General features: G+C 68.4%; 24 protein-coding genes. 8 read left to right on the forward strand and 16 right to left on the reverse strand.

The genetic code is table 11. From position 1 onward, the window contains the following. Positions 1-304 precede the first annotated feature (304 nt). Together A3ES_RS0110340 and A3ES_RS46810 are read right to left on the reverse strand one after the other, a co-directional pair. On the reverse strand, positions 305-1,465 hold the full coding sequence (locus tag A3ES_RS0110340) for an amidohydrolase family protein (RefSeq protein ID WP_020386729.1): 1,161 nt from the start codon (positions 1,463-1,465) through the stop codon (positions 305-307). Continuing rightward, complete coding sequence (locus A3ES_RS46810) at positions 1,458-2,633, reverse strand: MFS transporter (protein ID WP_020386730.1); 1,176 nt, start codon at positions 2,631-2,633, stop codon at positions 1,458-1,460. The genes A3ES_RS0110340 and A3ES_RS46810 overlap by 8 nt, the downstream gene beginning before the upstream one ends. A 110-nt stretch (positions 2,634-2,743) precedes the next feature. Between A3ES_RS46810 and A3ES_RS0110350 the strand changes: the two genes are divergently transcribed. Then, positions 2,744-3,217: a MarR family winged helix-turn-helix transcriptional regulator gene (locus tag A3ES_RS0110350; protein ID WP_020386731.1), complete on the forward strand. Its 474-nt coding sequence runs from the start codon at positions 2,744-2,746 to the stop codon at positions 3,215-3,217. Positions 3,218-3,277: 60 nt separating this feature from the next. On the opposite strand, the gene A3ES_RS0110355 is transcribed toward A3ES_RS0110350, so the two are convergent. The 5 genes from A3ES_RS0110355 to A3ES_RS0110375 form a co-directional block, all read right to left on the reverse strand. Next, positions 3,278-4,048 (reverse strand): class I SAM-dependent methyltransferase, encoded by a 771-nt coding sequence (locus A3ES_RS0110355; protein ID WP_020386732.1) that lies wholly within the window; start codon positions 4,046-4,048, stop codon positions 3,278-3,280. A gap of 50 nt (positions 4,049-4,098) precedes the next feature. After that, positions 4,099-4,443, reverse strand: a complete 345-nt coding sequence (locus tag A3ES_RS0110360) for a DUF3817 domain-containing protein (RefSeq protein WP_020386733.1) — start codon at positions 4,441-4,443, stop codon at positions 4,099-4,101. Next, entirely contained in the window at positions 4,440-5,297 is an 858-nt protein-coding gene (locus tag A3ES_RS0110365) for an SURF1 family protein (RefSeq protein ID WP_020386734.1), read from the reverse strand. Before A3ES_RS0110365 ends, A3ES_RS0110360 begins: the two co-directional genes overlap by 4 nt. 7 nt (positions 5,298-5,304) lie before the next feature. After that, complete coding sequence (locus A3ES_RS0110370; protein ID WP_020386735.1) at positions 5,305-6,252, reverse strand: D-alanine--D-alanine ligase family protein; 948 nt, start codon at positions 6,250-6,252, stop codon at positions 5,305-5,307. Positions 6,253-6,360: 108 nt separating this feature from the next. Further along, positions 6,361-7,671, reverse strand: a complete 1,311-nt coding sequence (locus tag A3ES_RS0110375; RefSeq protein WP_020386736.1) for an aminotransferase-like domain-containing protein — start codon at positions 7,669-7,671, stop codon at positions 6,361-6,363. Between the two features lie 215 nt (positions 7,672-7,886). Here A3ES_RS0110375 and A3ES_RS55015 point away from each other — a divergent pair, with 215 nt between their 5' ends. From A3ES_RS55015 to A3ES_RS46815, 4 genes are read left to right on the forward strand one after another with little or no spacing between them, the layout of a single operon-like run. Further along, positions 7,887-8,063 (forward strand): hypothetical protein, encoded by a 177-nt coding sequence (locus tag A3ES_RS55015; protein ID WP_020386737.1) that lies wholly within the window; start codon positions 7,887-7,889, stop codon positions 8,061-8,063. Positions 8,064-8,079: 16 nt separating this feature from the next. Then, a complete protein-coding gene (locus A3ES_RS0110385; RefSeq protein WP_020386738.1) occupies positions 8,080-8,736 on the forward strand; it encodes a GNAT family N-acetyltransferase in 657 nt (218 codons plus the stop codon). Beyond that, entirely contained in the window at positions 8,736-9,125 is a 390-nt protein-coding gene (locus A3ES_RS0110390; RefSeq protein ID WP_020386739.1) for a DUF2784 domain-containing protein, read from the forward strand. The genes A3ES_RS0110385 and A3ES_RS0110390 overlap by 1 nt, the downstream gene beginning before the upstream one ends. A gap of 30 nt (positions 9,126-9,155) precedes the next feature. Continuing rightward, positions 9,156-9,824: a permease prefix domain 1-containing protein gene (locus A3ES_RS46815; protein WP_020386740.1), complete on the forward strand. Its 669-nt coding sequence runs from the start codon at positions 9,156-9,158 to the stop codon at positions 9,822-9,824. On the opposite strand, the gene A3ES_RS0110400 is transcribed toward A3ES_RS46815, so the two are convergent. Then, entirely contained in the window at positions 9,821-10,150 is a 330-nt protein-coding gene (locus tag A3ES_RS0110400) for a PadR family transcriptional regulator (RefSeq protein WP_020386741.1), read from the reverse strand. The two genes, A3ES_RS46815 and A3ES_RS0110400, sit on opposite strands and share 4 nt — an antisense overlap. A gap of 92 nt (positions 10,151-10,242) precedes the next feature. Between A3ES_RS0110400 and A3ES_RS0110405 the strand changes: the two genes are divergently transcribed. Next, positions 10,243-12,378, forward strand: a complete 2,136-nt coding sequence (locus A3ES_RS0110405) for an MMPL family transporter (RefSeq protein ID WP_020386742.1) — start codon at positions 10,243-10,245, stop codon at positions 12,376-12,378. 39 nt (positions 12,379-12,417) lie between these two features. Here the strand turns inward: A3ES_RS0110405 and A3ES_RS0110410 are convergent, their stop codons facing one another. The 8 genes from A3ES_RS0110410 to A3ES_RS0110445 all read right to left on the reverse strand — a co-directional run bounded on the left by A3ES_RS0110410 (position 12,418) and on the right by A3ES_RS0110445 (position 22,427). Beyond that, positions 12,418-13,548: an N-acetylmuramoyl-L-alanine amidase gene (locus A3ES_RS0110410; protein ID WP_020386743.1), complete on the reverse strand. Its 1,131-nt coding sequence runs from the start codon at positions 13,546-13,548 to the stop codon at positions 12,418-12,420. A 53-nt stretch (positions 13,549-13,601) separates the two neighbouring features. After that, entirely contained in the window at positions 13,602-13,931 is a 330-nt protein-coding gene (trxA, locus tag A3ES_RS0110415; RefSeq protein WP_020386744.1) for a thioredoxin, read from the reverse strand. A 49-nt stretch (positions 13,932-13,980) separates the two neighbouring features. Further along, on the reverse strand, positions 13,981-14,967 hold the full coding sequence (gene trxB, locus A3ES_RS0110420; RefSeq protein ID WP_020386745.1) for a thioredoxin-disulfide reductase: 987 nt from the start codon (positions 14,965-14,967) through the stop codon (positions 13,981-13,983). Between the two features lie 121 nt (positions 14,968-15,088). Further along, entirely contained in the window at positions 15,089-15,850 is a 762-nt protein-coding gene (locus tag A3ES_RS0110425; RefSeq protein ID WP_020386746.1) for an anti-sigma factor family protein, read from the reverse strand. A 109-nt stretch (positions 15,851-15,959) separates the two neighbouring features. Next, entirely contained in the window at positions 15,960-16,640 is a 681-nt protein-coding gene (sigM, locus tag A3ES_RS0110430; RefSeq protein ID WP_063745934.1) for an RNA polymerase sigma factor SigM, read from the reverse strand. After that, positions 16,637-18,301, reverse strand: a complete 1,665-nt coding sequence (locus tag A3ES_RS0110435; protein ID WP_020386748.1) for a protein kinase family protein — start codon at positions 18,299-18,301, stop codon at positions 16,637-16,639. The genes sigM and A3ES_RS0110435 overlap by 4 nt, the downstream gene beginning before the upstream one ends. 171 nt (positions 18,302-18,472) lie before the next feature. Further along, positions 18,473-20,119: a murein biosynthesis integral membrane protein MurJ gene (gene murJ / locus A3ES_RS0110440; RefSeq protein WP_020386749.1), complete on the reverse strand. Its 1,647-nt coding sequence runs from the start codon at positions 20,117-20,119 to the stop codon at positions 18,473-18,475. Continuing rightward, positions 20,112-22,427 carry a DUF6049 family protein gene (locus A3ES_RS0110445; protein WP_157630431.1) on the reverse strand — a complete coding sequence of 772 codons (2,316 nt, stop codon included), beginning with the start codon at positions 22,425-22,427 and terminating at the stop codon, positions 20,112-20,114. The genes murJ and A3ES_RS0110445 overlap by 8 nt, the downstream gene beginning before the upstream one ends. A gap of 63 nt (positions 22,428-22,490) precedes the next feature. On the opposite strand from A3ES_RS0110445, the gene A3ES_RS0110450 reads away from it, so the two are divergent. Next, complete coding sequence (locus A3ES_RS0110450; protein ID WP_020386751.1) at positions 22,491-23,912, forward strand: CCA tRNA nucleotidyltransferase; 1,422 nt, start codon at positions 22,491-22,493, stop codon at positions 23,910-23,912. A gap of 35 nt (positions 23,913-23,947) precedes the next feature. Next, positions 23,948-24,706: a hypothetical protein gene (locus A3ES_RS55020; protein ID WP_169501761.1), complete on the forward strand. Its 759-nt coding sequence runs from the start codon at positions 23,948-23,950 to the stop codon at positions 24,704-24,706. The last annotated feature ends 35 nt before the right edge of the window (positions 24,707-24,741 follow it).

A 24,741-nucleotide genomic window follows, 5' to 3' on the forward strand; every position in this document is an offset into this window, starting at 1 on the left:
GCAAGCGGGCGTGGCGGTGTGAGCGGTGGGTTGTGGCGGGTAGGCGAGGCGAGCGAGCCGACGTGAGCGATGAGGGGCGACGCCGGGGTCAGGCGAGCGGGCCTGGTGTGGCCGGGCAAGGCGAGCGACCCGGTGTGGCCGGGCAGCTCATCGGCCGGCCACTTGTCGTCGGCGGGCGCGCGCGAGCCCTCGTACTCCGGCCCGGCCGTCGGGCAAGGCGGGTGACCCGGTGTGGCCGGGCAAGGCGAGCGGGGTCGGGTGCGTGACGGAGATGGGGTGGGTGTGGAGACGCGGCGGGGTGGAGCTAGTGGGCGGTGTGGATTTGGGTGGGTGGGGGGTGTTCGGTACCGGCGGTCCAGATGCGGTGGATGGAGCGGGTGGCGCGGATGTTGGTGAGGGGGTTGTCGTCGAGGAGGATGAGGTCGGCGCGTAGACCTGGCTTGATGGTGCCGCGGTCGGTTAGGCCGAAGGTCTGGGCTGCTAGGTGGGTCGCTGCCTGCAGTGCGTCGGCGGGGGTTAGGCCGGCGTCGACCAGTAGTTCGAGTTCGTGGTGGAGGCTGGCGCCGGGGGCGGGCTGGAACGGTACGCCGGGGGTTTGGTTTGTGTCGGTGCCGGCTAGTACGCGTACGCCGGCCTGGTGGAGCAGGGTCACGCTGAGGCGGGAGGCGGCGAATCCTGCCGGTTGGCCGACTGCTCCTGCGATGCCTTCCATCATGGTCAAAGTGGGAATCACCGTGCAGTCGGCGGCGGCGAGCCGAGCCACCACCTGCTGGTCCAGGGCCATGCCTAGCGGGACGTGGGTGATGACGTCCGCGTCGGCGTCGAGCGCCATGATGACGGCCTCTTGCGACACGGCGTGCACTACGACCCGCATTCCGTGGGCGTGTGCCGCGGTCGCCAGGGCGATGACGGTTTGCTGGTCTGGCCCGCCTTCGCCGGGGTCGGCGATGATCTTCAGGTAGTCGGATCCTTCGGCCAGCCGTGCCATGACGAACGACTCGGCCTGGTCCGGGCGGGTGACGACGGCGTCGGCCGGCATCGTCGGGATGCGGGAGTGCAGGCCGTCCGGGCCGATGGCGGGAGTGCCCGCGCTGCGCACATCGGTCGTGGCTGTGCTCCGTGCACCGGTCGTGCCTGCGCTGCGCACATCGGTCGTGCCCCCGCTGCGTCCATCGATCGGGCCCGGTGCGCCGCGCAGCGTGGCCAATCGCTGCGGGGGAAACGTCCCCATGTCGAGGGCGGTGGTGACTCCGTACGAGCAGAGCTTCTGCACCGTGAACTGGTCGTGGAGGTGGATGTGAGCGTCGATCAGGCCGGGCAACAGCACACGGCCGTCAGCCTCGACGACCTCCGCGCCGGTGGGGTCGGTGCCGATGACGCCGTCGGCGATGACGACCGTCCGTGGCTCTGACAACTGGTGCCCGTCGAAGACCCGTGCGCCGCGGATGGCGATTCGATCAGTCATGACTTCCGTACCTTCCTTGGGTGATTGAGACAGCCGCCCGAGTGCGGAACGACCACCACAGCGCGGCCAGCGCCAGGAGTCCGGCAGCGAAGGCGGCGTAGCCGATGCCAGCCCGTCCGGCCACGCCGTAGCCGAGTGCGCCGACCAAGCCGCCTGTGCTGATGCCGAGATAGATGGTGCTCTGATGAAGCCCGAGAACGATCGGCGCGACGTTGGGGGCGGCAGCGGTGACACGCAACTGCTGAGGCACGTTGACCATCCAGTGCAGCATCGCCCAGGCGCTGACGCTCACCAGCGCGAGCGGCATGCTGACCGCCACCAGCGGGAGCACCAGCACTGCGACGGTGAGCGCTGGGGCGACCACTGCGATCGTGCGTCCTGGGCCGTAGCGATCAGCCAGCTGGCCTGCGATCAGGTTGCCTGCGACAGCGCCGGCGCCAAAGACCAGCAACGCCAGGAACTGCCGGTCTGGGTCACCTGCTGTGGCAGGCCGCAGTACCTCGTCGATGAAGTTGTAGATCGTCCAACTCGCAGTCAGGCATAGCCAGGTCGCCAGCAGGGTGGCGAGGACCTGCCGATCTCGTAGTGGTGCCACCCGAGCCTTGAGCGGGATCGGTGGCGACCCGGCGAGCGCTGGCAGCGACAGGATGCCGACCATCGGCAGGGTCGCGATGAGCGCGAGCAGGCCAAGCACCAGGCGCCAACTGACCGCGCTGCCCAGCCAGGCACCGGTAGGAAGACCGAGGACGATTGCCGTCGTCAGGCCGCCCACTACGACAGCCACCGCGCGTCCCTGCCTGTCGCCCGGCACTAGTCGACGCGCCACTGCCAGTGCGTTGGCGGTGTAGACGCCGGCACCTACACCGGCTACCACGCGTGCGGCAGCTGCGCTCGGGAAGTCCGCCGCGATTGCGGTCAGGCCGTTGCCCGTGGCGAACACAGCCAGCGCCACGAGCAGCACCTGCCTTGGCGGTCGATGCCCGACCAGGGTGGTCAGGAGCGGGCCGCCCAGGGCGTAGGCGAGCGCGTACACGACGATCAGTTGGCCGGTGACGGCTCGGCTGGCGTTCAGGTCCGTACTGATAGTCCCGAGCATCGGCGCCAGGACGAAGGTCGAGACACCGACCGTGAAATTGCCGGCAGCGAGTGCGATCAGCTTGGCGTTCATTGGTTTCTCGCAGCGGCATGGGCAGGTCCTGCGCGAAGGTAGTTGAAGGCTTCAACCATGGATCCACGGTACAGGACTAGTTGAAGAGTTCAACCGCTATCCTTGGCGTCATGGCTGGTTCGGGGTGGCTGGATGATGCTCAGCAGCGGCAGTGGCGCTCGTACGTCGAAGGGTCGGCGTTGCTGCTGGAGGTGCGCGATCGCCGGCTGCGGAGCCAACACAACGTGTCGTTGGCAGACTTCGAGATCCTGATGCGTCTGTCCGAGGCGCCCGGGGGTCGCCTACGGATGGCCGACCTCGCCGAGTTGTCGTACTACTCCCGGAGCCGGTTGTCGCACACAGTCGCGCGGCTGGAGGTTCGCCAGCTGGTCCAGCGAAGTGAGGACGACGAAGACAAGCGCGGTGTGGTCGCGTCGCTCACCGAGACCGGGCGGGCAGTGCTGGTGAAGGCCGCGAAGGACAACGTGCAAACCGTTCGGGAGCACTTCGTCGACGTAGTCAGCCCGGCTGAGCTAGAGACCATCGGCCGGGCGTTCCGGAAAGTCGCGGCGAAGCTGCACGAGACTCCTCTGGAACAACCCTGACCGAGATTTGTCGACAAAGCTATTTGGCGATCTATCCCGGTCAATGTTTCATGTGAAACATCAGCTTTTGGTGGCTTTGATGACGTAGTACGCCGGGAGTTGAGTGGCCGTCGAGCCCAGCCCGGAGTAGCTGTCGGGGGCGGGGGATTCGGTGAAGGCCGTCAGGTGGAGGCCGGCCCGGAGGAGTGACATCACGATGTCGCTCGTGGGCCAGACAAAGGCTTCGAAGGGCGGGGGTGAGGCGGTGTCCCGTGCGCCGAAGGGGAGCTTGGCGTTGTCGGTGTCGCGACGAGAGGTGTTCCGGCCGAAATAGTTGCCGGCGACGGCGAGGTGATTCTGTCCGCGGACCGCGAGGACTTCCCAGATCGGGTGATGGTCGGCGAGCAGGACCGAGCCGCCAGAGGCCAGGCGGCTGGCCAGGATCTCAGTCAGACGGTCGAGGTCGGGAGCCCAGCAGATGGCGCCCCAGCTGAGGTAGATGAGGTCCAGGTCGACGAGGTCGGCCGGCAGATCGAACATGTTCGCCTGCCGGAAGTCGGCGGAGATGCCAGCGGCCGTGGCCTTCTGGCGGGCCATGGAGATGGCGACGTCTGAGATGTCGATGCCGATTGCGGTGGCACCGAGGTTGGCCCAGGAAAGGACCTCGTCGCCGCAGGAGCAGGCGAGCTGCAGAACGCGCTTGCCCCGAACGTCGCCGGCCAGCTCCTGCTCGAAGTCCTCGAGGGCCAGACCGCCCGAGCCAAAGAAGTCGGCCGGCTGCCCGAGGCGGGCGGGTGCGATCTGGTTCCAGCTCGCACGGTTAGCCGCAGTGATCTGCTCCAAGGAAGTCATGCCGCTGAAGCTAGATCAGCGCGACCAGGAGCGGCACTGCATTAAAAGCCTCAGGCGGGGTTGAGTTCGTGGGTGACTTTCCGCTCGGCGTAGAACGAGAGGAAGGGGATGGTGCCGGCCAGGGCGACGAGGACCAGGCGGGGGAGGCTCCAGCGGAGGCGGCGGGCCAGGTCGAAGGCGCCCAGGAGGTAGACGACGTACAGGAAGCCGTGGAGGGGGCCGACCACGTTCATGACTGAGGGGTTGTCGCCGAGGTACTTCAGGGGCATCGCGACGAACAGCAGGACCAGCAGCATGACGCCGACGATGTAGGCGATGACGCGGTACCGGGTGAGGGCGCCCTTGACCGCCGGGGTGAGAGCGGGCGTCGTGGCGGGATCTACGGGGGAGGTCACGCTGAAACGGTACCGCTTGGCTCCAGCTCGTCTTCCGGCTGGTCGGCATCGTCGCCGCGGTGGGCGTCGAGCACCATCCGGCCCCACATCCAGAGCGTGAACGCCGCGAAGATCCACCACTGGAAGGCGTACGCCACATTGCGCAGGCCGGCGTGGTCGGTCGGCGGAGCCGGCGCGGGCACGATCGTGGGGGCCAAGGCCGCACCAGCAGAGGCGGCCGAGTCGATCGATGAGAGCACCACGAAGGCGTCGTAGATCCGGTACTTCACCAGGTGCACGATCGTCGGGATGCGCAGCGACTGCAGCGTGCGCCCCTTGGCCGCGTCACCAGAGGCATCCTGAGCCTCCGACTGCGCGATCGCCCCAGTCAGCTCGACGCGCCCCGTCGGCGGCTTGGCCGCGGGGTCCGAGACCGTCGGCACCCAGCCGCGAACCACCATGACTGCGCCGGTCGATCCATCCGCCGCGCCACTCGAGTCCAATACGACAGGGCTGATCACCCAGAAGCCGTCCCGATCACCCAGCCGGCGATCCGTGATGAACAACTGGTCAGCGGCAGGTCCCCAAGTCCCAGAGACAGTCACCTTGCGCCCGACCGCCTTCGCGGGCAGCCCTTCGTCGATCGAGAAGAGCGTGTGCAGCGGGATCGGCGCACCCTCAGCCCGCTTGGCCGTCGCGGCGGCCGTCTTCGACTGGTACACGTCCAGCTGCCAGACACCGAGCACGGACATGGTCGAGGCGATCGCCAGCGCAAGCAGCAGCAGCCCGGTCCAACGCGGCGTCAGAATCGTCCGCCAAAGCGCCGGCCGCTCCGGATTGGGTGCCAGAGGCTCGGTGGCCGGCGCGACGGGCATCAGAACCTCAACGAGCAGCGGCCGCGGCCAGCAGGTCGCGACACAGCACGCCGAGCTCGATCCCGGCAGCCTCGGCGGACAACGGCACCAGCGACGTCTCGGTCATCCCCGGAGCCACGTTCACCTCGAGGAACCACGGCACGCCGTCAGCGTCCACGACCAGGTCCGAGCGCGACAGATCCCGCAGCCCGAGCGCCCGATGCGCGGTCACCGCGGCAGCCGCACACGCTTCCGCGACCGAAGCCTCCAGCCGAGCCGGTACGACGAACTGCGTCGCGCCCGCCGTGTAGCGAGCCTCGTAGTCGTAGAACCCGGAGTCCGGCTGGATCTCCACAGCCGGCAACGCCCGCGGGCCATCGCCGGTGTCCACGATCGTCACGGCCACCTCGACGCCATCGATGTACTTCTCGATCAAAGCGACCGGACCGTACGCATAGGAGTTCACCATCGCGGCGGCGAGCTCATCGGCCGACCGCACGATCGAGGCGCCGAGCGCGGAGCCACCACGTGCAGGCTTCACGACCAGCGGCAGACCGATCTGAGCGATCACGGCCTCCATCAGCGCAGCAGCACCCAGTTCGCGGAAGGTGTCATGCCCGAGTACGACGGAAGGCGGCGTGTGGAGTCCGGCCGAGCCGACCATCGTCGCCGCGACCGGCTTGTCGAAGGCGGTCCGGCAGGCAGCCGCATCGGCGCCGACGTACGGCACGCCGTACAGGTCGAGGACCTCGCGGAGGGCGCCGTCCTCGCCGGTGACGCCGTGCAGGACCGGGAAGACGGCGTCGGGCGGATCGTTGCGCAGCCGCTCGACCAGCCCGGCGTCCACATCGCGCTCCTCGACCTCGACACCGACGCTGCGCAGGGCATCGGCGACTCGGCGGCCGGAGCGTAGCGAGACGTCCCGTTCGTGCGACAGTCCGCCGGCCAATACCAGCACTCGACCCAGATCACTCATAGAAACTTCCCGATCACTAGTGGGCGACTCCGGCAGGCCGCCGGTCCCGAGGCCCATTTGAAAGGTACCGCCCCTTCCGGTGCGACCGAGCCGGAGCCCAGTAAACCTTTAGCTAAGCTCCGGACCCGGAGCGTCGTAGTCGCGGCCCGCGCCCGGCTTCAGCGGACCGAAGGTCTGCCGCAGCTCGAGCTCCTCGTTGATCACCGCGGCCAGCCGCGCGACACCTTCGGTGATCCGCTCGGGGGTCGGGTGACAGTAGGACAGCCGCATGCATTGGGAGCCGAAACCGTCGGAGAAGAAAGCGGTCCCGGGCACGTACGCGACCCGGGCGGTCACCGCACGCGGCAGCATCGCCTTCGCGTCGAGACCGTCGGGCAGCGTCAGCCAGACATAGAACCCGCCACCGGGCCGGGTCCAGGTCGTTGCCGCAGGCATCTTGTCGGCCAGCGCCGCGAGCATCGCGTCCCGGCGCTCGCGATACATCTCCTGGAACTGTTTCACCTGACCGAGCCAGTCGTGCCGGCCCAGGTACGACGAGATGGCGAGCTGGCTGAAGACCGGCGGGCACAACGTCGCCGATTCCTGCGCCAGTACAAGTTTCTCCCGTACTGCGTGCGGCGCGACCGCCCAGCCGACCCGGAAGCCCGGAGCGAACGTCTTGGAGAACGAGCCGAGGTAGATGACCCCTTCCCGATCGTCGGCCCGCAGCGCGCGCTGCGGCTCGCCGTCGAAGCCGAGCAGCCCGTACGGGTTGTCCTCGAGGATCAGCAGATCGGCCCGCTGGCAGATCTCCAGCACCTTGCGGCGGCGCTCAGCGGACAGCGAGACACCGGCCGGGTTGTGGAAGTTCGGGATCGTGTAGAAGAACTTGATCTTCTTGCCGGCCGCCCGGACCGCCGCGATCGCCTGCTCCAGCGCCTCCGGCTGGACGCCGTCGTCGTCCATCGCGACGTGAACGACCTCACACTGATAAGCACGGAAAACACCCAGTGCACCGACGTACGACGGGGCCTCGCAGATCACCACGTCGCCGGGATCACAGAACACGCGGGTGACCAGATCGACCGCCTGCTGGCTACCGACAGTCACCACGACGTCGTCGGGGTGGGCGTCGATGCCTTCCAGCCGCATCACGTCACAGATCTGGTTGCGCAGGGCCGGATCGCCCTGGCCGGACCCGTACTGCATCGCGACCGAGCCGTTGTCGACCACCAGATCGCGGACCGCGCTGCCGACGACATCGAGCGGAAGGCCGGCGATATTGGGCATTCCCCCCGCGAGCGAGACCACTTCGGGGCGGCTGGCCACTGCGAACAGGGCCCGGATCTCCGATGCGGTCATGCCCTTGGTCCGTGCCGCATACCGGTCGACGTAGTTGTCGAGACGGGTCTGCCGGACGTCGGGCAGGTCTGCACTCACGGAGCGGCTCCAAGAACAGGCGACAAGGGGCATGCCGGGGAAGGCACCAGGCTACGCCGAAGTAGCCGAGCGTGTTCGCGTGCCCGGGCTGCCGATCAGCGCATCCTCTCACTACCATGCCTTATAGGGGCAGGTTCGACCATGGTGCCGACTGGTGGCTGAGACGGCCATCGGCCCTGAGCACGACCTGGAGTGCTGCGGAAGGCAGGATCGGTATGAGCGTGGGCAAGGCAATCGGATTGACCCTCGGCGGACTACTGCTCGGCGTCCTGGCCGGGTTCGCGGGAGAGCTGTTCAGACGGCAACCCGCGGCCAAGGTCCAACAGCGGTACGTCGCTCCCGAGGCGGCTGAGACTCCCGACGCCCAGACGCCGGCTCCGGCCGCTCGATGAGCCAGCGGATGACCTGATGGCACGACGGCTGGAACCGCTCACGCTCGCCAATCTCGACGAGCTACCGGTGCCATGCCGTGGCTGCGTCTTCTGGGAGCTAGACCCGGTCACCCAGCGACAGGCGAGCCGCAACGGCGACACCCAACTGGAGAAGGAAGCCTGGCTGTCCCAGGTGCTCCTGGACTGGGGAACAGCTGGAGTCGTCCTGTACGTCGATGACGCGCCCGCGGGTTTCGCCGTCTACGCACCAGCGGCCTACCTGCCCAGGATCCAGGCCTTCCCGACCGCGCCGCCGAGCTCGGACGCCGTCATACTGGCGACCGGGCGCATTCTGCCGCGGTACCTCGGGACGGGGCTCGGCAAGATCCTCGTCCAGGCGGTCGCGAAGGACGTGCTCAAGCGCGGATTCCGGGCGGTGGAGGCCTTCGGGGACTCCCGCTGGGACGGACCTGGGTGCGTCTGGCCCACCGACTTCCTGCAGGCGGTCGGGTTCACCGTCGTACGGGATCATCCGCGCAACCCACGGCTCCGGCTGGATCTCCGCTCGACCATCACCTGGCGCAGCGAGATGGAGGCAGCGGTCGACCGTCTGATGGGTGCGATCCGGCCCGAACCCGCCCGCCCGGCTCCGGCCGCGGTCCGGGACACCCTGACGCGTGAATCGGAGACGTGATGATCTACCGGATCCTGGCCGACGGGATGATGATCCTGCACGGCGCCTTCCTGCTGTTCTTCGTGATCGGCGGCTTCCTGGCCTGGAAGTGGCGGCGGGTGATCTGGGCGCATCTGGCCGTCGCCGTCTGGAACCTGACGATCGTCCTGCTCGACTTCGAGTGCCCGGTGACGGGCGTGGAGAAGCACTGGATGCGCCAGGGCGGCGAGGAGCCGTACGCCGGCGGCTACATCAAGCACTACCTCGACGGCACCATCTGGCCGGCCGGCTACACCTGGCTGGCCGAGATCATCGGCTTCGCCCTCCTGGTGACCTCCTACGTCGGCCTGTACTTCGTCAGTCGGCGCGCCCGGCAAACCAGGGAAGGGTCAGTGGACACCCGGACGTGATCTGGCCCCGGCTTCCCCATACTGGTAGTCGTGTCCAGCCACGGAACCGTCGTCGTCCAGGACCCGGTCGAGAGCTACCTGACCGGGCTGAGTCGCGCCCTGCACGGACCTCGCCGCCGCAAGGCTGACCTGATGGCCGAGGCGCGAGACAGCCTCGTCGACGCGACCGAAGCCTTCGAGGCCGACGGGCTGAGCCCGCGGGAGGCGGCAGAGCGAGCGGTAGAGGACTTCGGCGACCTGGCCGAGGTCGTCCCGGGGTACCGGTCCGAGCTGGGGATCGCGCAAGGACGGCGTACGGCGATCCTGCTGTTCGCGGTGATGATCGCTCAGCCGATCGTCTGGCTGGAAAACACCTGGAGCTGGACTCAGCATCCTGACTCGGACATTGCGGTTGTGGCGATCTTGAACCAGCTGGTGCAGGTGGTCGGGACACTGTCCATGGTCGGCAGTGTTCTCGTCCTGATCGCGACCGGGCTCGGGCTGCGTTACCCGGTGGTGCGCGAGCGTGCGACCAGGCTGACCGCACAGTTCGCGTTGTCCAGCTGTGTGCTGGTCGGCTGCGTCGGCCTGATGCTGGCGAGCATCAGCACGGTCGCGGAAGGCAGCGGCGTTGAGGCACTCTTCGTGGTCAGCGGCTTCCTGCTTATCCCGCTACTGCTGGTCAGCCGCTCAGCTCACCGCTGCTTGCGCCTGGCTTAGTGCCCTGCACTAGGCCGCAGTACTCCTTCGACGACCGCGCGGAAGGTCTCCCACTCGCTCTTGCCGGTGGCGAGCATTTTCTGACCCGCTGAGGTCAGTTGGTACGTACGGCGTTTGCGGCCGCCCACGGTGCTCCACTCGCTCGCCAGGTAGCCGGCTCGCTCCAGCCGCCGCAGCGCCGGGTAGAGCGTGCCGGTGGGCAGGTCGAGCTCGCCGCCGCTGCGCTCCAGGAGCGCTTCCATGATCGCGTAGCCGTGCAGCGGTTCGGACTCGACCACCGCCAGGATCATCGGGTCCAGGTGCCCTCGGAGCGCATCCGCCTTCATGTAGGCAGTCTACTCATATGCGTGTTACCGTCGATAGACGACATGTAGAGACGCTACATGTAGACGTGCGAGACTGACGGGAAGGACCGACAATGTTGCATCGGGTCGCGGGGTGGGCGATGCGGCGGGCCGGGCTGGCCGTGGCGCTGTGGGTGGTCGCGCTGGTCGTGGTGACCGCCGGGTCAACGCTGGTGGGGAACGCCTACAAGAACGACAACAGCCTGCCGGGGACGGACTCGCAACGGGTGATCGACACCTTCCGCGAGCACCAGCCGCAGGGATCGACCGAGTCGATCCAGATCGTGCTGTACGACGAGAACGGGCTGGTGGCGGAGAAGAGCCGGATCAGCGGGATGCTGGCCCAGGTCGGCACGCTTCCGCACGTGGCGGCCGTCGCGGATCCCTTCACGGCGAAAGGCTCTTTGTCGACTGACGGCAAAACGGCGTACTCGACCGTCGACCTCGACGTCGCGGCGGCGGACATGCCGATCGAGGACGTCCGGGCGATCATCCACAAGGCACAGGAGATCGCGAAGGACGGGCTGCAGGTCGAGCTCGGTGGTGACCTGGTCCGGACCGCGGCCGAGAGCGGCGGCGGTGCGTCGGAGGGCGCCGGAATCCTTGCAGCGCTGGTGATTCTGGTCTTCCTCTTCGGGTCACTGCTCGCCGCGAGCCTTCCGCTCCTGACGGCTGTCTTCGCGGTCGGCAGCACACTCGGCCTGCTGGTGCTGGCCTCGCACGTGTTCACCATCCCCGACTACACCGCTCCGGTGATGATGCTGGTCGGACTCGGTGTCGGCATCGACTACGCGCTGCTGATCTTCTCCCGCTACCGCAGCGAGCTGCTCAAGGGTGCCGACCGCCCGAAGGCCGGCTTGATTGCCCTCGACACCGCTGGGCGCTCGGTGCTCTTCGCGGGATGCACAGTGGTGATCGCTCTGCTCGGTCTGCTCGCGCTCGGACTTGGTTCCCTGCAAGGCCTCGCGCTCGGCGTGACCGTCACTGTCCTGACGACGATGCTCGCGGCGGTGAGCCTTCTGCCGGCACTCCTCACCTTGTTCGGCAAGCGCATCGAGCGCAGTGTTCGCAAGCACGCGGCCAAGTCGCGTCGGCACCCGGGCGACGGCTGGCGCAAGCTGGCGACCGCAGTCCAGCGCGGACCATGGGCTCCGCTCGTGCTCGGAACGGCCGCTCTGGTTCTGCTTTGCCTGCCGGCCTTGGACCTCCGCCTCGGCTTCGCGGACGCCGGTACGGACGATCCGGCCAAGACCAGCCGCAAGGCTTACGACCTGCTGGCCAAGGGATTCGGGCCAGGCTTCAACGGTCCGCTGATCGTCGTCTCGGAGGGTACGCCGGAGGCCGCGCAGGCGCTGAACGTCAAGCTGGCAACGGATCCGGACATCGCGGCCGTGACCCCGCCGCAGCTGATGCCCGATGGCAAGGTCGCCACTGTGTTGGTGTTTCCGAAGTCGGCGCCGCAGGACGCAGCGACCAGCGACCTGGTTCAGCGACTGCGAGACGAGACGCTGCCGCAACTGGCCGGCCAGACCAAAGCGACGTACCTGGTCGGTGGATCGACCGCGGCCGCTGACGACTTCGCCGGTGCCGTGAGCAAGCGGCTGCCGATCTTCGTTCTCGTTGTCGTCGGCCTGTCGGCGCTGCTGCTGATGGCGGTCTTCCGGTCGGTGCTGATCCCGCTCAAGGCCGCCGTGCTCAACCTGCTCAGCATCGGCGCCTCGCTCGGAGTCATCACGCTCGTCTTCCAGGAGGGCTGGTTCGGTGCCCAGGAAGGGCCGATCGAGGCGTTCGTGCCGGTGATGATCTTCGCGATCGTGTTCGGGCTGTCGATGGACTACGAGGTGTTCCTGATCTCGCGGATCCACGAGGAGTGGCGGCGGACCGGTGATGCCCGAGAGGCCGTGCGGGAAGGGCTGGCCAACACCGGCACCGTGATCACGGCCGCCGCGGCGATCATGATCGTCGTCTTCGGAGCCTTCCTGCTCAGCCCGGATCGGATGCTGAACCAGTTCGGTCTCGGCCTGGCGGTCGCCGTGCTGCTGGACGCGTTGCTGATCCGCTGCGTGATCGTCCCGGCCATCATGCGCCTGATGGGCGAGAAGGCCTGGTGGCTGCCCGGCTGGCTCGACCGGCTGCTCCCGGTCATCGCCCTCGAACGCGAGGACCCGGCGGACGCAGTACCGGCTGCGAAGGAGCGGCAGACCGTCTGAGTTCTGGGGCGGGTCGGAAGGTCCGGTCCGCCCTGAACCTCAGACCGTGAGCTGGCCGAGGCGCAGCATGCCGGTCGCCGCATCCTGCTCCGGTGGCAGGTAGACGCGCTGGATCGCGACCACGATGGCCTCCGCGATCACGTCCCGGAAGGCCGGGTCGGCCAGCCGCGACGAGTCGTGCGGGTTCGTCACGTAGCCGATCTCCAGCCGGACCGCGGGCATCTTGGTCCGGCGCAGCAGGTCCCACGTCTTCTGGTGGGTCCGGCAGTTCAGCAGATCCGTCCGCGCCACGATCTCGCGCTGCACCAGGCCGGCGAACTGCTCGCCCACGCTGGACGAGGCGCCGTGCAGATCGGTGCCGTAGTAGTACGTCGCGACGCCCTGCGCCTCCGGGTTCATCGAACCGTCGGTGTGCAGCGAAACGCAGAGGTTCGCATCGGTCTCGTTGGCAAACGCAGCCCGGGCCAACTCATCCGGCCCCTGGTCACGGCCGCGCGAAAGATAAGCCCGTACGCCGGTTGCGCCCAGCCGGCCCTCGATCCGGGAGGCCAGGTCATAGGCCACGTCGGACTCGCGAAGCCCGAACCCTTCCCAGCCGTAGTCGAAGCCACCGTGCCCGGGGTCGATCACGACGGTCTTGCCCGACAAGCGAGGTCCGGCGGCGCGAACCGCCTCCGACGCACGCAGCGCGTCAGGCCGGCCGCCGGTCGCCATCGGGCGGATCCGCTGCAGGGCCTTGAAGGTGGAGGGGCCGCAGGTGCCGTCGGCGGGCAGGCCCATGTTGCGCTGGAATTCGGTCACCGCGCGCTGGGTGTCCGGTCCGAAGATGCCGTCCACGCGGGCGACCGCGAAGCCCAGCTCCTGCAGTTTCGCCTGCAGCGCCTGGACGTCGTCGCCGGTGAGCGGGTGCGAGACGACGTACGTCAGCAGCCGGTCGCCCAGCCGCCAACGTGCGTCGTCGATCGCGCGGTAGGTCTGCGGACCGACGACGCCGTCGATCATCAGCCCGCGTTGTTGCTGGAATCCCCGCACGGCGGTGGCGGTCGCTTCGTCGTAGACGTAGTGACCACCCGGCTCCAGCAGGCCTAGCCGCTGGAGCTTCCCGATGATCTCAGCGACAGCCTCACCGCTGTCACCGATCCGGTAGATGCCGTGCTGTGATCCAGCCATCAATGCTCCTTGCCGTGCGGCGGGACGTCCCCTCACGGGAACGCAAAGCAATCTCAGCCAGTGAAGTCAGCCAGTTCCTTCAGCAGCGCGGCCTTCGGCTTCGCGCCGACGATGGACTTGGCCAGTTCACCGTTCACGTAGACATTGATGGTAGGGATACTGATGACGCGGTAGTTGCTCGGGGTGACCGGGTTCTCGTCGACGTTCATCTTGACGAACGTCAGCTTGTCGCTGTGCTCACCGGCCAGCTCCTCCAGGATCGGCGAGACCTGACGGCACGGACCGCACCACTCGGCCCAGAAGTCGACCAGTACCGGCTTGTCGCTCTTCAGTACCGTCGTGTCGAACTCGGCGTCGGTCACTGCGTTCATCTTGTCGCCCACGGCGATCTCCTTCAGGATTGCTGCTCGAGGTGGTGGAGGAAGTACGGAGTCAGACGGAGACCGGCTCGGTGGCCTCAGCGGCCGCGGCAGTCGCTTCGAACTCCAGCGTAGCCAGGAAGCGCTCGGCGTCGAGGGCCGCGGCACAGCCCGTGCCGGCGGCCGTGATGGCCTGGCGGTAGGTGTGGTCGACCAGGTCGCCCGCCGCGAAGACGCCGGGCAGGTTGGTCCGGGTGCTGTCGGCCTGGACCAGCACGTAGCCGTCCTCGTCCAGGTGCACCTGACCGTTGACCAGCTCGGAGCGCGGGTCGTGCCCGATCGCGATGAACAGGCCGGTGACCGGCAGTTCGCGGGTCTCACCGGTGATGGTGTCCCGGATCACGATGCCGGTGAGCTTGTCGTCGCCGTGGATCTCGTCGACCGCGGAGTTCCAGGCGAACTCGATCTTCTCGTTCGCGAAGGCGCGCTCGGCCATGATCTTGGAGGCGCGCAGCTCGTCGCGGCGGTGCACGATGGTGACCTTGTCGGCGAACCGGGTCAGGAAGGTCGCCTCCTCGATCGCGGTGTCGCCACCACCGATCACGGCGATCTCCTGCTGACGGAAGAAGAACCCGTCGCAGGTCGCACACCAGGACACGCCGTGGCCGGACAACCGGTCCTCGTGCGGCAGGCCCAGCTTGCGGTAGCCCGAACCCATCGCCAGGATCACGGTCTTGGCGCGGTGCACGCCGCCGGCCGAGTCGGTGACGGACTTGATCTCACCGGTCAGGTCGACCGCGACGATGTCGTCGGCTACCAGTTCGGCGCCGAAGCGCTCGGCCTGGGTGCGCATCTCGTCCATCAGCGCCGGGCCCATGATGCCGGCCGCGAAACCGGGGTAGTTCTCCACCTCGGTGGTGGTCATCAACGCACCACCGGCCGTGACGGAGCCTTCGAAGACGAGCGGCGCCAGTTGGGCGCGGGCGGCGTAGACCGCAGCCGTGTAGCCGGCCGGGCCAGAACCGATGATGATGACGTTGCGGACTGCTGCGTCGCTCATTCAGGCGTTCCTCGGTGTCGTCGAGACGGGCATTACGTCGTACTCAACGGATCCTAGAGGCCGACCATTCCCACGGTACCCATCGGCTCGAGGGGTCATGCCACCGGCTCACCGAGCGGAATCAGCGGCTACGCAAGGTCACCGAAGTCTCGTAGAAAGGCGCGGCAGCGCCACCCGCGCTGCTACATCCGGTCACTACGGTGATCAGGATGTCGCGCTGCGAGCCGCCTTGCAGTCCGATCACAGTCGCCCGCTTGCCGTCGACCTTGGCCTGCTGGATCAGCCGGACATCCGGGTTCGACCGGCCGTCCGCGAAGCTGCGGGCGCACGCCAGCTCGGCCGGACCCGCGTGCAGAACTGGGCCGTTGGCGTTCTCCAGCCACCGCTGCACGTTCGGGCCGACCTGGTCGCTGGTCAGCGTCGGCACCGTGCCGATCGGCACGGTCGGGATGATCCCCGCGCCACCTTCCTTGCTCTGGTCCGCCGTACTGATCACGACACCGACCCCGATCCCGGCGACCACGATCACGCCTGCCGCGGCCAGGACGAGCTTCGGCAGGTGCCGCCGGGGCTCCTCACGGAGCTGGACCAGCGAGTGCACGCCGACGGTCGACGCCCGGAGTACGGACTCGGAGACGATCACGGCGTCGAGATGCTCGGCGACGTCGGTCGGCATCGGGATGTCGGCGCGGCCTTCGTCGGCCAGATCCTCGGTCAGCTGGCGCAGCGCGTCGAACGTCTGCTGGCAGTCCGGGCAGGCCTTCACATGCTCACGAGCGCGATGCGCCTCGGGCGCGGGTAGCAGGTTCTCGATCAGGTCGGCGATGGTGTCCGTGTCCAGGTGCTCGAGGTGCTCACTGGTCGGCAGACCTGATTCGGTCATCGGGAACTCGCCTCCTCACGGGAGGTGCGCAGAGTGGTCATCGGTGAAAAGCTCCGGTCGGCGATCACGGGGTCGCAGGGTGGCGACCCCGCTTCGACGGGCAGCAGGCTCATTCGGTTCCCACCGTCTCCGCCGCGGTCTTCTCCGGTACGTCGGAACCGCCGCGCGTGGTCTGCCAATGCCGGAGCAACGGCAGCAACCGGGCCCGACCGCGGGCGCAGCGGCTCTTCACCGTGCCCGGAGCGCAACCGAGGATCGCCGCCGCCTCCTCGATCGAGTAGCCCTCCATGTCGACCAGGACGAGCGCGCTGCGCTGGTCGACGTTGATCTGCTTGAGCGCCTTCAGAACGTCGAGCCGGCGCTCGCGGACCTCGGCCGCGTCCTCCTCGACCGGCCCGGCCAGCTCGGCCGCGCGGTCTTCGTCCTCCGGCAGCGGATCGGTCTGACGAACCTGACGGCGGCGGATCCGGTCCAGACAGGCGTTCACCACGATCCGGTGCAGCCAGGTGGTCACCTTGGCGTCGCCACGGAACGAGTCAGCCCGGCGGAACGCCGAGATGAACGCCTCTTGCAGCGCGTCGGCCGCCTCCTCGGGCTCGCCGAGGGTGCGGATCGCCACCGCCCACATCCGGTCGCGGTGCCGCTTGACCAGGAGGCCGAACGTGTCCGGGTTGCCGGCCACGTGCAGCCGGAGCAGCTCGTGGTCGTCCATGGAGTCGTACCCGGCCGGCGGGGCAGCCGGTCCATCAGCCGTTCCCGGCGGACCGATCCGGGTGATATCTGAGGTCATTTCTGAACTGTGACCTCCGAGATCTCGCCGCGGTAGCCGCTGCCTTCCTTCGGCAGGCTGGTCAGCCAGACCAGAACATACCTGGTCTTGACCGGCGCGGCCGGCGTCAGTACCGCCTGGGGGCCCTGGTCCTCGAGCGCGGCGACCGACTTCCAGCCGTCGGCCGTCGGCGAGGAAACGCTGGGATCCGCCTTGGGGATCATCAGTTCGAGGTTGGTGCCCTGGCCGACCAGGTTGACCGTCACCTTGGAGACGTCGGTGACCGCGCCCAGGTCGTAGATGATGCCGACGCCGTCCTTGATCCCGCCGAGATCCGGCCGCCTCTTGTACGACATCGTCTGCCAGGTGGTACTGGCCTTGCCGTCGTAGGTGTTGGCGACGTCCTCAGGTCGTTCCTTCTTGTCGCCATCCGGGTCGAAGTCCTTGGCGGCGGAGATCTTGATCGGCCCGGCGGAGGCCGACGGCGGCGGGGCGCTGGAGGGCGGTGCGGTGGTCTTGCCGTCGCTGCCCTGGTCCTTGTTGATCGCGCCCTTGACCAGGAACTGCGCCATCGCGATCACCGACAGCAACGCGAGTACGGCGAGCAGGATCAGGATCCGGCCACCCCAGCTACCGCGCTGCTTCGGCTCGTCGGCCGGGGGTTTGCGCCGGCCGTTGCCATTCTGCGGCGGAGCCGGCTGACGGCGTACGGGTCGGGTCTCGGCAGCGGTCGCGTACGCCGGCTGTGGCGGGGCGTGACCGTTGTTCTCGGCGTAGGCACTCTGCTGGTACTGCGGTACAGGCGGGTCGAGCGCAGGCGGAGCCTGGATAGCCGGCGCGACCTGGGTGGCGTCGTCCACGCTGCCGTTCTGACGGGCAACCGCGACCGTCTCGTCCATCTGGCTCGGCGGCTCGTGGGAGCTGCCGATGACGCCGGAGAGCGCGGCGGACAGCCCTGCGGCGCTCGTGATCGGGACGGAGTGGTGCCGCGGCGGGTCGCCGAGCAGCCGGTCGGAGATGTCGTCCAGCGAACGCGGCACTCCGGCGCGCACCTGGCGCGGGCTCAAGAGCCGGCCGTGCTCGAACGGAGCGGGCTGCAGGCCCCAGGCGGGTGCCGGTCCGGGCCAGCGGCCGGTCAAGGAGGCGTACAGCAACTCTCCGAGCGCGCGGACGTCCTCCTCCGGAGTACCGGCGCCGGTGGAGCGTAGGGCGGCTTCGGTGGCGAGGCCGACGACCTTGATGGCTCCAGCGTCCGTCACGACGACTGTGGACGGGCTGATCGAGCCGTGCGAGTGCCCAGTGCGGTGCAGGTTCTCCAGAGCCTCGGAGACCTCGCGGGCCAGCCAACCGGCCTGTTGGCCGGTCAGCGGTCCAGCAGAGAGCATCCGCTCCAGGGGGCGTCCACCGGCCCACTCGCGGACGCAGTACGTGACGCCCTCGTGCATGTCGCAGTCGAGCACCCGCAGGAAGCGTGGGTCAGCAGCGGCAGCCGCGCGCCGGGCGGCGTCGAAGAGCAGGTTGGTTCGTGGGTCGCCGATCGGCAGGACGTCCACGACCACAGCTCGGCTGAGCACCTCGTCCACTGCTCGCCACACCCGGGCACCGTCGATCTCCGCGAGCAACTCGGCGATCCGGTACCGGCCGGCGAGCAGGGCACCAGGACTGACGGTCTGGTTCGACACGGTGTCTCTCGCCCTCCTCGATGCACTGGTCGTCCTGCGTCTCCGCTCCCGATCGGTCGGCGGGCCGTACCGGCTGAACAGCGGTTGCGAGCGGTTGGCGGTCCGATCGCAGCCCCCATGCTAGTGCCCCGTTGACCGGACAAGTGGTGCACGAGTGCACAAGCGGTCCGATCAGGACCGTCCCGGCAGCTTCGATGTGACCATGGCCACCACATCGGTGACCTCATGGATACGGAGTACCCGCGCCACTCCGACGTACACCGGGAGCATGATGATGCCGCCGATCGCGATCTCCAGGGCGGCAGTGAGCGGCCCGTTCCAGTCCGTGGCCGAGTCGATCAGGGAGAGCACCACCCGCCCGGCGCCCGCGCCGAGGATGGCGGCGATCACCATGGCGACCAGCGGCAGCCCGATCCCCGCGCCGTGTACGCGGGGCACCTTGCGGGCAAGCACCCGGCGGGACATCAGGACGGCGACCAGGTACGCCAGCGAGTAGGCAGCACCCAGGGCCACACCGCTGTACCGCAGGTGCTCCTCGCCGAGGACCACCCGCACCCCGATCACGGCGGCCGCGATGTTCGTCGCGGCGATCACGCACTGCAGGAAGAACGGCGTCCTGGTGTCCTCGAACGCGTAGAAGGTGCGCAACTGGAAGTACTGCACGGTGAACGGCACCAGCCCGAGCGCCAGCGCCATCAGGGTGTAGGCCATCAGTTGCAGGTTGTTCTTGCCGGAGCCGTAGCCGGCGATCAGCGTCACGATCGGGTAGGCGAAGGCGATCATCGCGGCGGCTGCCGGTACGACGATGGCCAGCGTCTGCCGGATCGACCGGGCCGAGAGACGGGCCACCTCGGTCACGTCGCCGTCGGCCGCCAGGCTCGACATCTGCGGCAGCGCTGCCGTCGCCAGTGAGACCGTCACGATGCCGTGCGGCACCAGGATGATCAGCATCGCGGTGCTGTAGGCGAACAGGCCGGCCTTCGCGCCGGGGCTGTCCGACGCGCTACCGGCGATGGCCAGGTTGGTGACCACGACCAGGGTCACCTGGTTGACCGCGACGAACAGCACGGTCCAGATCCCGAGCTTGGCGGTCTGTCCGAGGCCGGTGCCGCGCAGCCCGAACTTCGGCACGTAGGTGTGACCGCTGGCCTTCAGGTACGGCAGCAGCACCAGCAACTGGACCGCGATGCCAACGGTGTGGCCGAGCCCGAGCAGCAGCGTCTCGTTGGTGGTGTACGTCGGCGGGGTGTCGCCGGCCCGGTAGATCAGCAGGAAGACCACGATCGACGCGCAGGCGACGATGTTGTTCGCGATCGGTGCCCACATCATCGGGCCGAACCGGCGCCGCGCGTTCAGCACCTGGCCGACCAGCACGAACGCCCCGTAGAAGAAGATCTGCGGCAGGCACAGCTGGACGAACAGGATCATCGACGCCCGCTCGGAGGCGCGCGCCGGGTCATGCAGTTCGTCGGGCAGATAGAGCCCGGCGATCTGCGGCGCCAGCAACACGCAACCGACGGTGACGACGGCCAGTACGACGAAGCCGAAGGTCAGCAGCCGGTTGGTGAAGTCCCGGCCGCCGTCCTCGTGGTTCTTGATCGCGCGAACCAGTTGCGGGACGAGCACGGTGTTGAAGATGCCGCCGGCCAGCAGGATGTAGAGACTGTTCGGGATCGTGTTCGCGGCGGTGAAGATGTCGCCGCGCAGGGCGGTGCCAATGGCGGCGGCGAGCAGGGCGATCCGGACGAATCCGAGCAGGCGGGACAGCACAGTTCCGGCTGCCATCACCGCCGCGGAGCGCAGGGTGCGGTCAGCCATCCTTCGTTCCGACTCCCTCTTTCAGGCTCTCGAGACCGCCCAGCTCAGGCTTGGGCTCCGGCGACGCCGGTGGCTCAGCGGTGGTCGCCAAGTCGTCCGGCTCCGGCACCAGGTTCTCCGTCGGCAGCGGCGCCGGGTGCAACGCGTCAGCCTCCGGCTTGGGGCCTGACGGGTTGCGCCGCTCCGACCGGACCCGGCGGTAGATCCGGACGATCGACGTACCGAACAGCAGTGCGACGGCGGCACCGACCAGGATCCAGCCGACGCTGCCGTACTGCGCTGCCTGGATCACCAACGGCTTCGAGTCGCCGACCGGCTCTCCGCCGGCCGTGACGAGCTGGGCCTTGGCGTTGATCACACCGTTCTGCTCGGCACTCGCCCTGACCTGGAACGTGCCCTTCTGGCCGGCCGGCAGTTCCAGCACGCGCATCTGGCCGATCTTGAGGTCGTCCCGGTTGCCGGTGGCCTTGACCTCGAGCTTGATCCGGATCGTCACGTCGAGCCCGTTCTCGACCGTCAGCGGGAAGGTCCCCTTGCTGCCGGACAGGTTGACCTTGATCGCCTGGTTCTGCCCTTTGAGGTTGTTGCTGACCAGGTGGACCTTGTTCAGCTCGGTAGCAGCGGCGGTCTGCTGATAGGCGAGGAAGCGCTGCGCCTGGTCCGGAAACGCCTTCCATTCGCTGGACGCGGACCGGAGCAGTCCTAGCTTCAGACCCACGGGCGTGTCATCGGACGGCTCGGCCAGCAGGGCCTTGTAGGTCGTGAGGGCGCCGCTCAGCGCCTTGATCCGGTCCAGTTGCCCCTCGGGCAGGCCGGTGTTCTCGGCCGGCGCCGCAGGGGTTTTGGTCACGGGCGGCTTGGGGTTGACCACCTGATTGATGCCGACCGGTGTGATCCACGGCGCGGACATCGCCTGTGCTACGGCGGAGGTGGCCAGGACCTCGTTGTCCCAGCCCCGCGGAGGCGCGACGACGACGGTCGCCGGGCCGGTGCCTGAGCCGGCGATCAGTGAGGTCTCGGCGGCGAACCGCTGCCGGACCTGGAGCGGGTTACCTGCCGTGGCCGGATCCGGGCCGCCGTCGAGCAGCGCGGAGTTCGCGATCAGTACCCGGACCGACCTCGGTGGGCCCTCCGGGGTCAGCACGTCGTAGACCGGGGTGGGGAGCAGGCTGGGCCGCTCCCTGGCCGACCAGGACGAGCTGGTCACGATGTTCACGTCGTCCTTGCGGGCGCCGGCGAAGCCGCTGGAGCCGTTGATCAGGGTCTTGGTGGTGACCGCGCCGCCTTCGAGCCAGACCCCGGACGGGTCACCGATCGACGGCGGGCCCATCGGATACCCCTCGCTCTTCGAGCGCGAGGAGGTGACGATCGAGTCCAGCGAGCCGCCCGCGGCGACCAGGCTCGCGATGTCTGGATCGCCGTACGGGAGCAGGACCACGGGGTTGCGATGGCGGGACTCGTCGAAGGCGTCCAGCCAGTCCTTGACGATCTTGCGGCCGGTACCGGGCTTGCTCTGGTTGCGACTGGCCACGACCCGGTAGTCGGCCTTGGCGATCGTGCGCGCCTCGTCGATCATCGCCGGGTCGACCAGCCAGCTGACGGTCCGCTTCTTGCCGAGTTCGAGCAGCCGGCCGAGCCGGCCGGTCGGGGCCATCGACTGGGCCAGCGAGTCGTTCGCGAAGAGGTGGTCGGCCAGCAACGTGGGCCGGTGCGCCAGCGGCAGGACCAGCGAGGTGTTCACTTTGCGCGGCGGCGTCTTGCTGACCACCGGCATCAGGATTCGGCTCAGGCCCGCGGTGGTGCGGGGCTTCTTGGTGACGTTGCCGCGGAACCGCACACCGACCGAGTAGACGCCGGGCTGGCTCGAGATCTTCCACTCGTTCCAGGGCACCACCAGCTTGAACGCGACCGACGACTTGGGGGCCAGCGGGTCGTGGAACTCCTGGAAGGTGGTCGCCTCGGAATTGGTCAGGCCGGAGCAGCCGAGGCGGTCCTTGACCAGGGTGTCGGTCTCGGTCGGGATGGCTGCGATCGCCACCGCCGTCGAGAGCCGCTCGCGCGCGATACAAGCAGTCGCCTGCGCCTCCTCGAAGGTGGTCTGGCTGGTGTTGGTGATCCGGCCGGTGATGGTGACCGCTTGGCCGGGGACCGGGGCGGACGGACTGAAGGAGTCGATGGCGACGTCCACCACCGGGTTGTCCTCCGCCGGGGAGGCAACCGCCTGCGTCGAGGCCAGCACAGTGGACGACGCAGCGATCAGCAGGCTCGCGCCCGCCACCACGGGGAGCCTCAGTCGCCGTCTCAACACGCCGTCACCGTAACCTAGTTCCCCGTGTCCCTTACTCCCGACCGCTCAGCCTCCGCCGGATCGTTGTCTGCGGTCCAGCGGCAAGGTGTCCAGTCGCTGCTGCAGATCGCGCCGGTGGTCGACGAGCTCGGCGCGCGGTTCGCCGCCGCCGGCCACGAGATCGCCCTGGTCGGGGGTCCCGTCCGGGACATTCTGCTCGGCCGGGGGAGCAAGGATCTCGACTTCGCCACCTCGGCCCGGCCGGACGCGGTGGAGCGGTTGCTGGCCGGCTGGGCGGACCACGTCTGGGACATCGGCAAGGCTTTCGGCACCATCGGTTGTCGCAAGGATGACTGGGTTCTCGAGATCACGACATACAGGTCGGAGTCCTACGATCCCACCTCGCGCAAACCGGAGGTCGCCTATGGCGACAACCTGCAGGGCGATCTGGCCCGGCGCGACTTCGCGATGAACGCGATGGCGGTGCTGCTGCCGTCGCACCAGTTCGTCGACCCGTTCGGCGGGATCGAGGACGTCGCAGGCAAGGTGATCCGGACCCCGGGGTCGCCCGAGGACTCGTTCTCCGACGACCCGCTGCGGATGATGCGGGCGGCCCGGTTCGCCGCTCAGCTCGGCTTCACCCCGGACCCGGCCGTGGTGGCCGCGATGACGGCGATGTCCGAGCGGATCACCATCGTGTCGGCCGAGCGCGTCCGGGACGAGCTGATCAAGCTGGTCTGTGCGCCGTACCCCCGGATCGGGCTCGACCTGCTGGTCGCCACCGGGCTGGCCGACCACGTGCTGCCCGAACTGCCCGCGCTGCGGCTGGAGCTGGACGAGCACCACCGGCACAAGGACGTGTACGAGCACTCACTGATCGTGCTCGAGCAGGCGATCGACCTGGAGCCGCGGCTCGGCGTCGAGCTGCCCGACTTCGTGGTCCGCTTCGCCGCGCTGATCCACGACATCGGCAAGCCGAAGACCCGGCGCTTCGAGGGCGCGGGCAAGGTGACGTTCCACCACCACGACGTGGTCGGGGCCAAGCTGGCGAAGAAGCGGATGAAGGCGCTGCGGTTCAGCAACGAGCAGATCGACCAGGTCGGCAAGCTGGTCGAGTTGCACCTGCGCTTCCACGGCTACGGCACCGGCGAGTGGACCGACTCCGCCGTACGCCGGTACGTCCGCGACGCCGGCGACCTGCTCAGCCGCCTGCACGTGTTGACCCGGGCCGACTGCACCACCCGCAACAAGCGCAAGGCGGACGCGCTGCGATCGGCGTACGACGATCTGGAAAAGCGCATCGAGCGCCTGCAGGAGCAAGAGGAACTGGACTCCATCCGCCCGGACCTCGACGGCAACCAGATCATGGAAACCCTCGGCATCGGCCCCGGCCGCGAGGTCGGCGAGGCGTACAAGTACCTGATGGAACTCCGGATGGACGAAGGCCCGCTCGGCGACGATGTGGCCAGGGAAAAACTCCTCAGCTGGTGGAACTCCCGCACCTGAGCGGACGGCGGTACCGTCGACAGATGTGGTGGCTGATGGCTGTCCTGGGGGGCGGCGGACTCGCGCTGGCGGGCCGGTACCTGTGGGATCGACGAGCTTCCGGACGGCTTGATGCCGAGGAGCTCGAGCAGATCCGCGTGCTCGCGGACGAGGACGTGACACTGCTTGGCGAAGAACTCAGCCGCCTGGGCGATCGAGTCGCCATCCAGGAGTTGGACGCCGACACCCGGCTGGACTATCAGCGGGCACTGGACGCCTATGAGTCCGCTCAGCGCACAGTGAAGAACATCAGGTCCGCCGAGGAGATCAGCACGATCACCGACACCCTCGCCGCCGGCCGCTACGCGATCATCTGCGTCGTGGCGCGCAGATCAGGCGAGCCGGTCCCGGAACGCCGCGTCCCGTGCTTCTTCAATCCCCAGCACGGCCCGTCGGTCACTGACGTGGTCTGGACGTGGCCCGGTCGTGGCACCCGCACGGTGCCGGCCTGTGCGCAGGACGCCGCCCGCGTGAAGGCCAACGACGATCCAGAGATCCGATACGTCCGCTACGGCAGTCGCCGGGTGCCGTACTGGGAGGCCGGCGCGGCAGTCGCGCCCTACGGCCAGGGCTACTTCACGGAAGGCGTAGGGGCGACCTTCATCGCAATGGCTGCCTTCGAAGCCCAGACCGGTGTCTCCGGTTCCTGGGGAGGCTCGGAAGCCGGCTTCACCCCCGGCGGCCATGAAGGAGGCTTCGAAGGCGGAGGTGGTGACGGCGGCGGCGGTGGCGGCGGTGGCGGTGGCGACGGCTGACTCGGATCGCCTGGGGTGGAAAGCGAAATGTCGAC

The sequence above is a fragment of the Kribbella catacumbae DSM 19601 genome, assembly GCF_000372465.1.
Taxonomy (GTDB): domain Bacteria; phylum Actinomycetota; class Actinomycetes; order Propionibacteriales; family Kribbellaceae; genus Kribbella; species Kribbella catacumbae.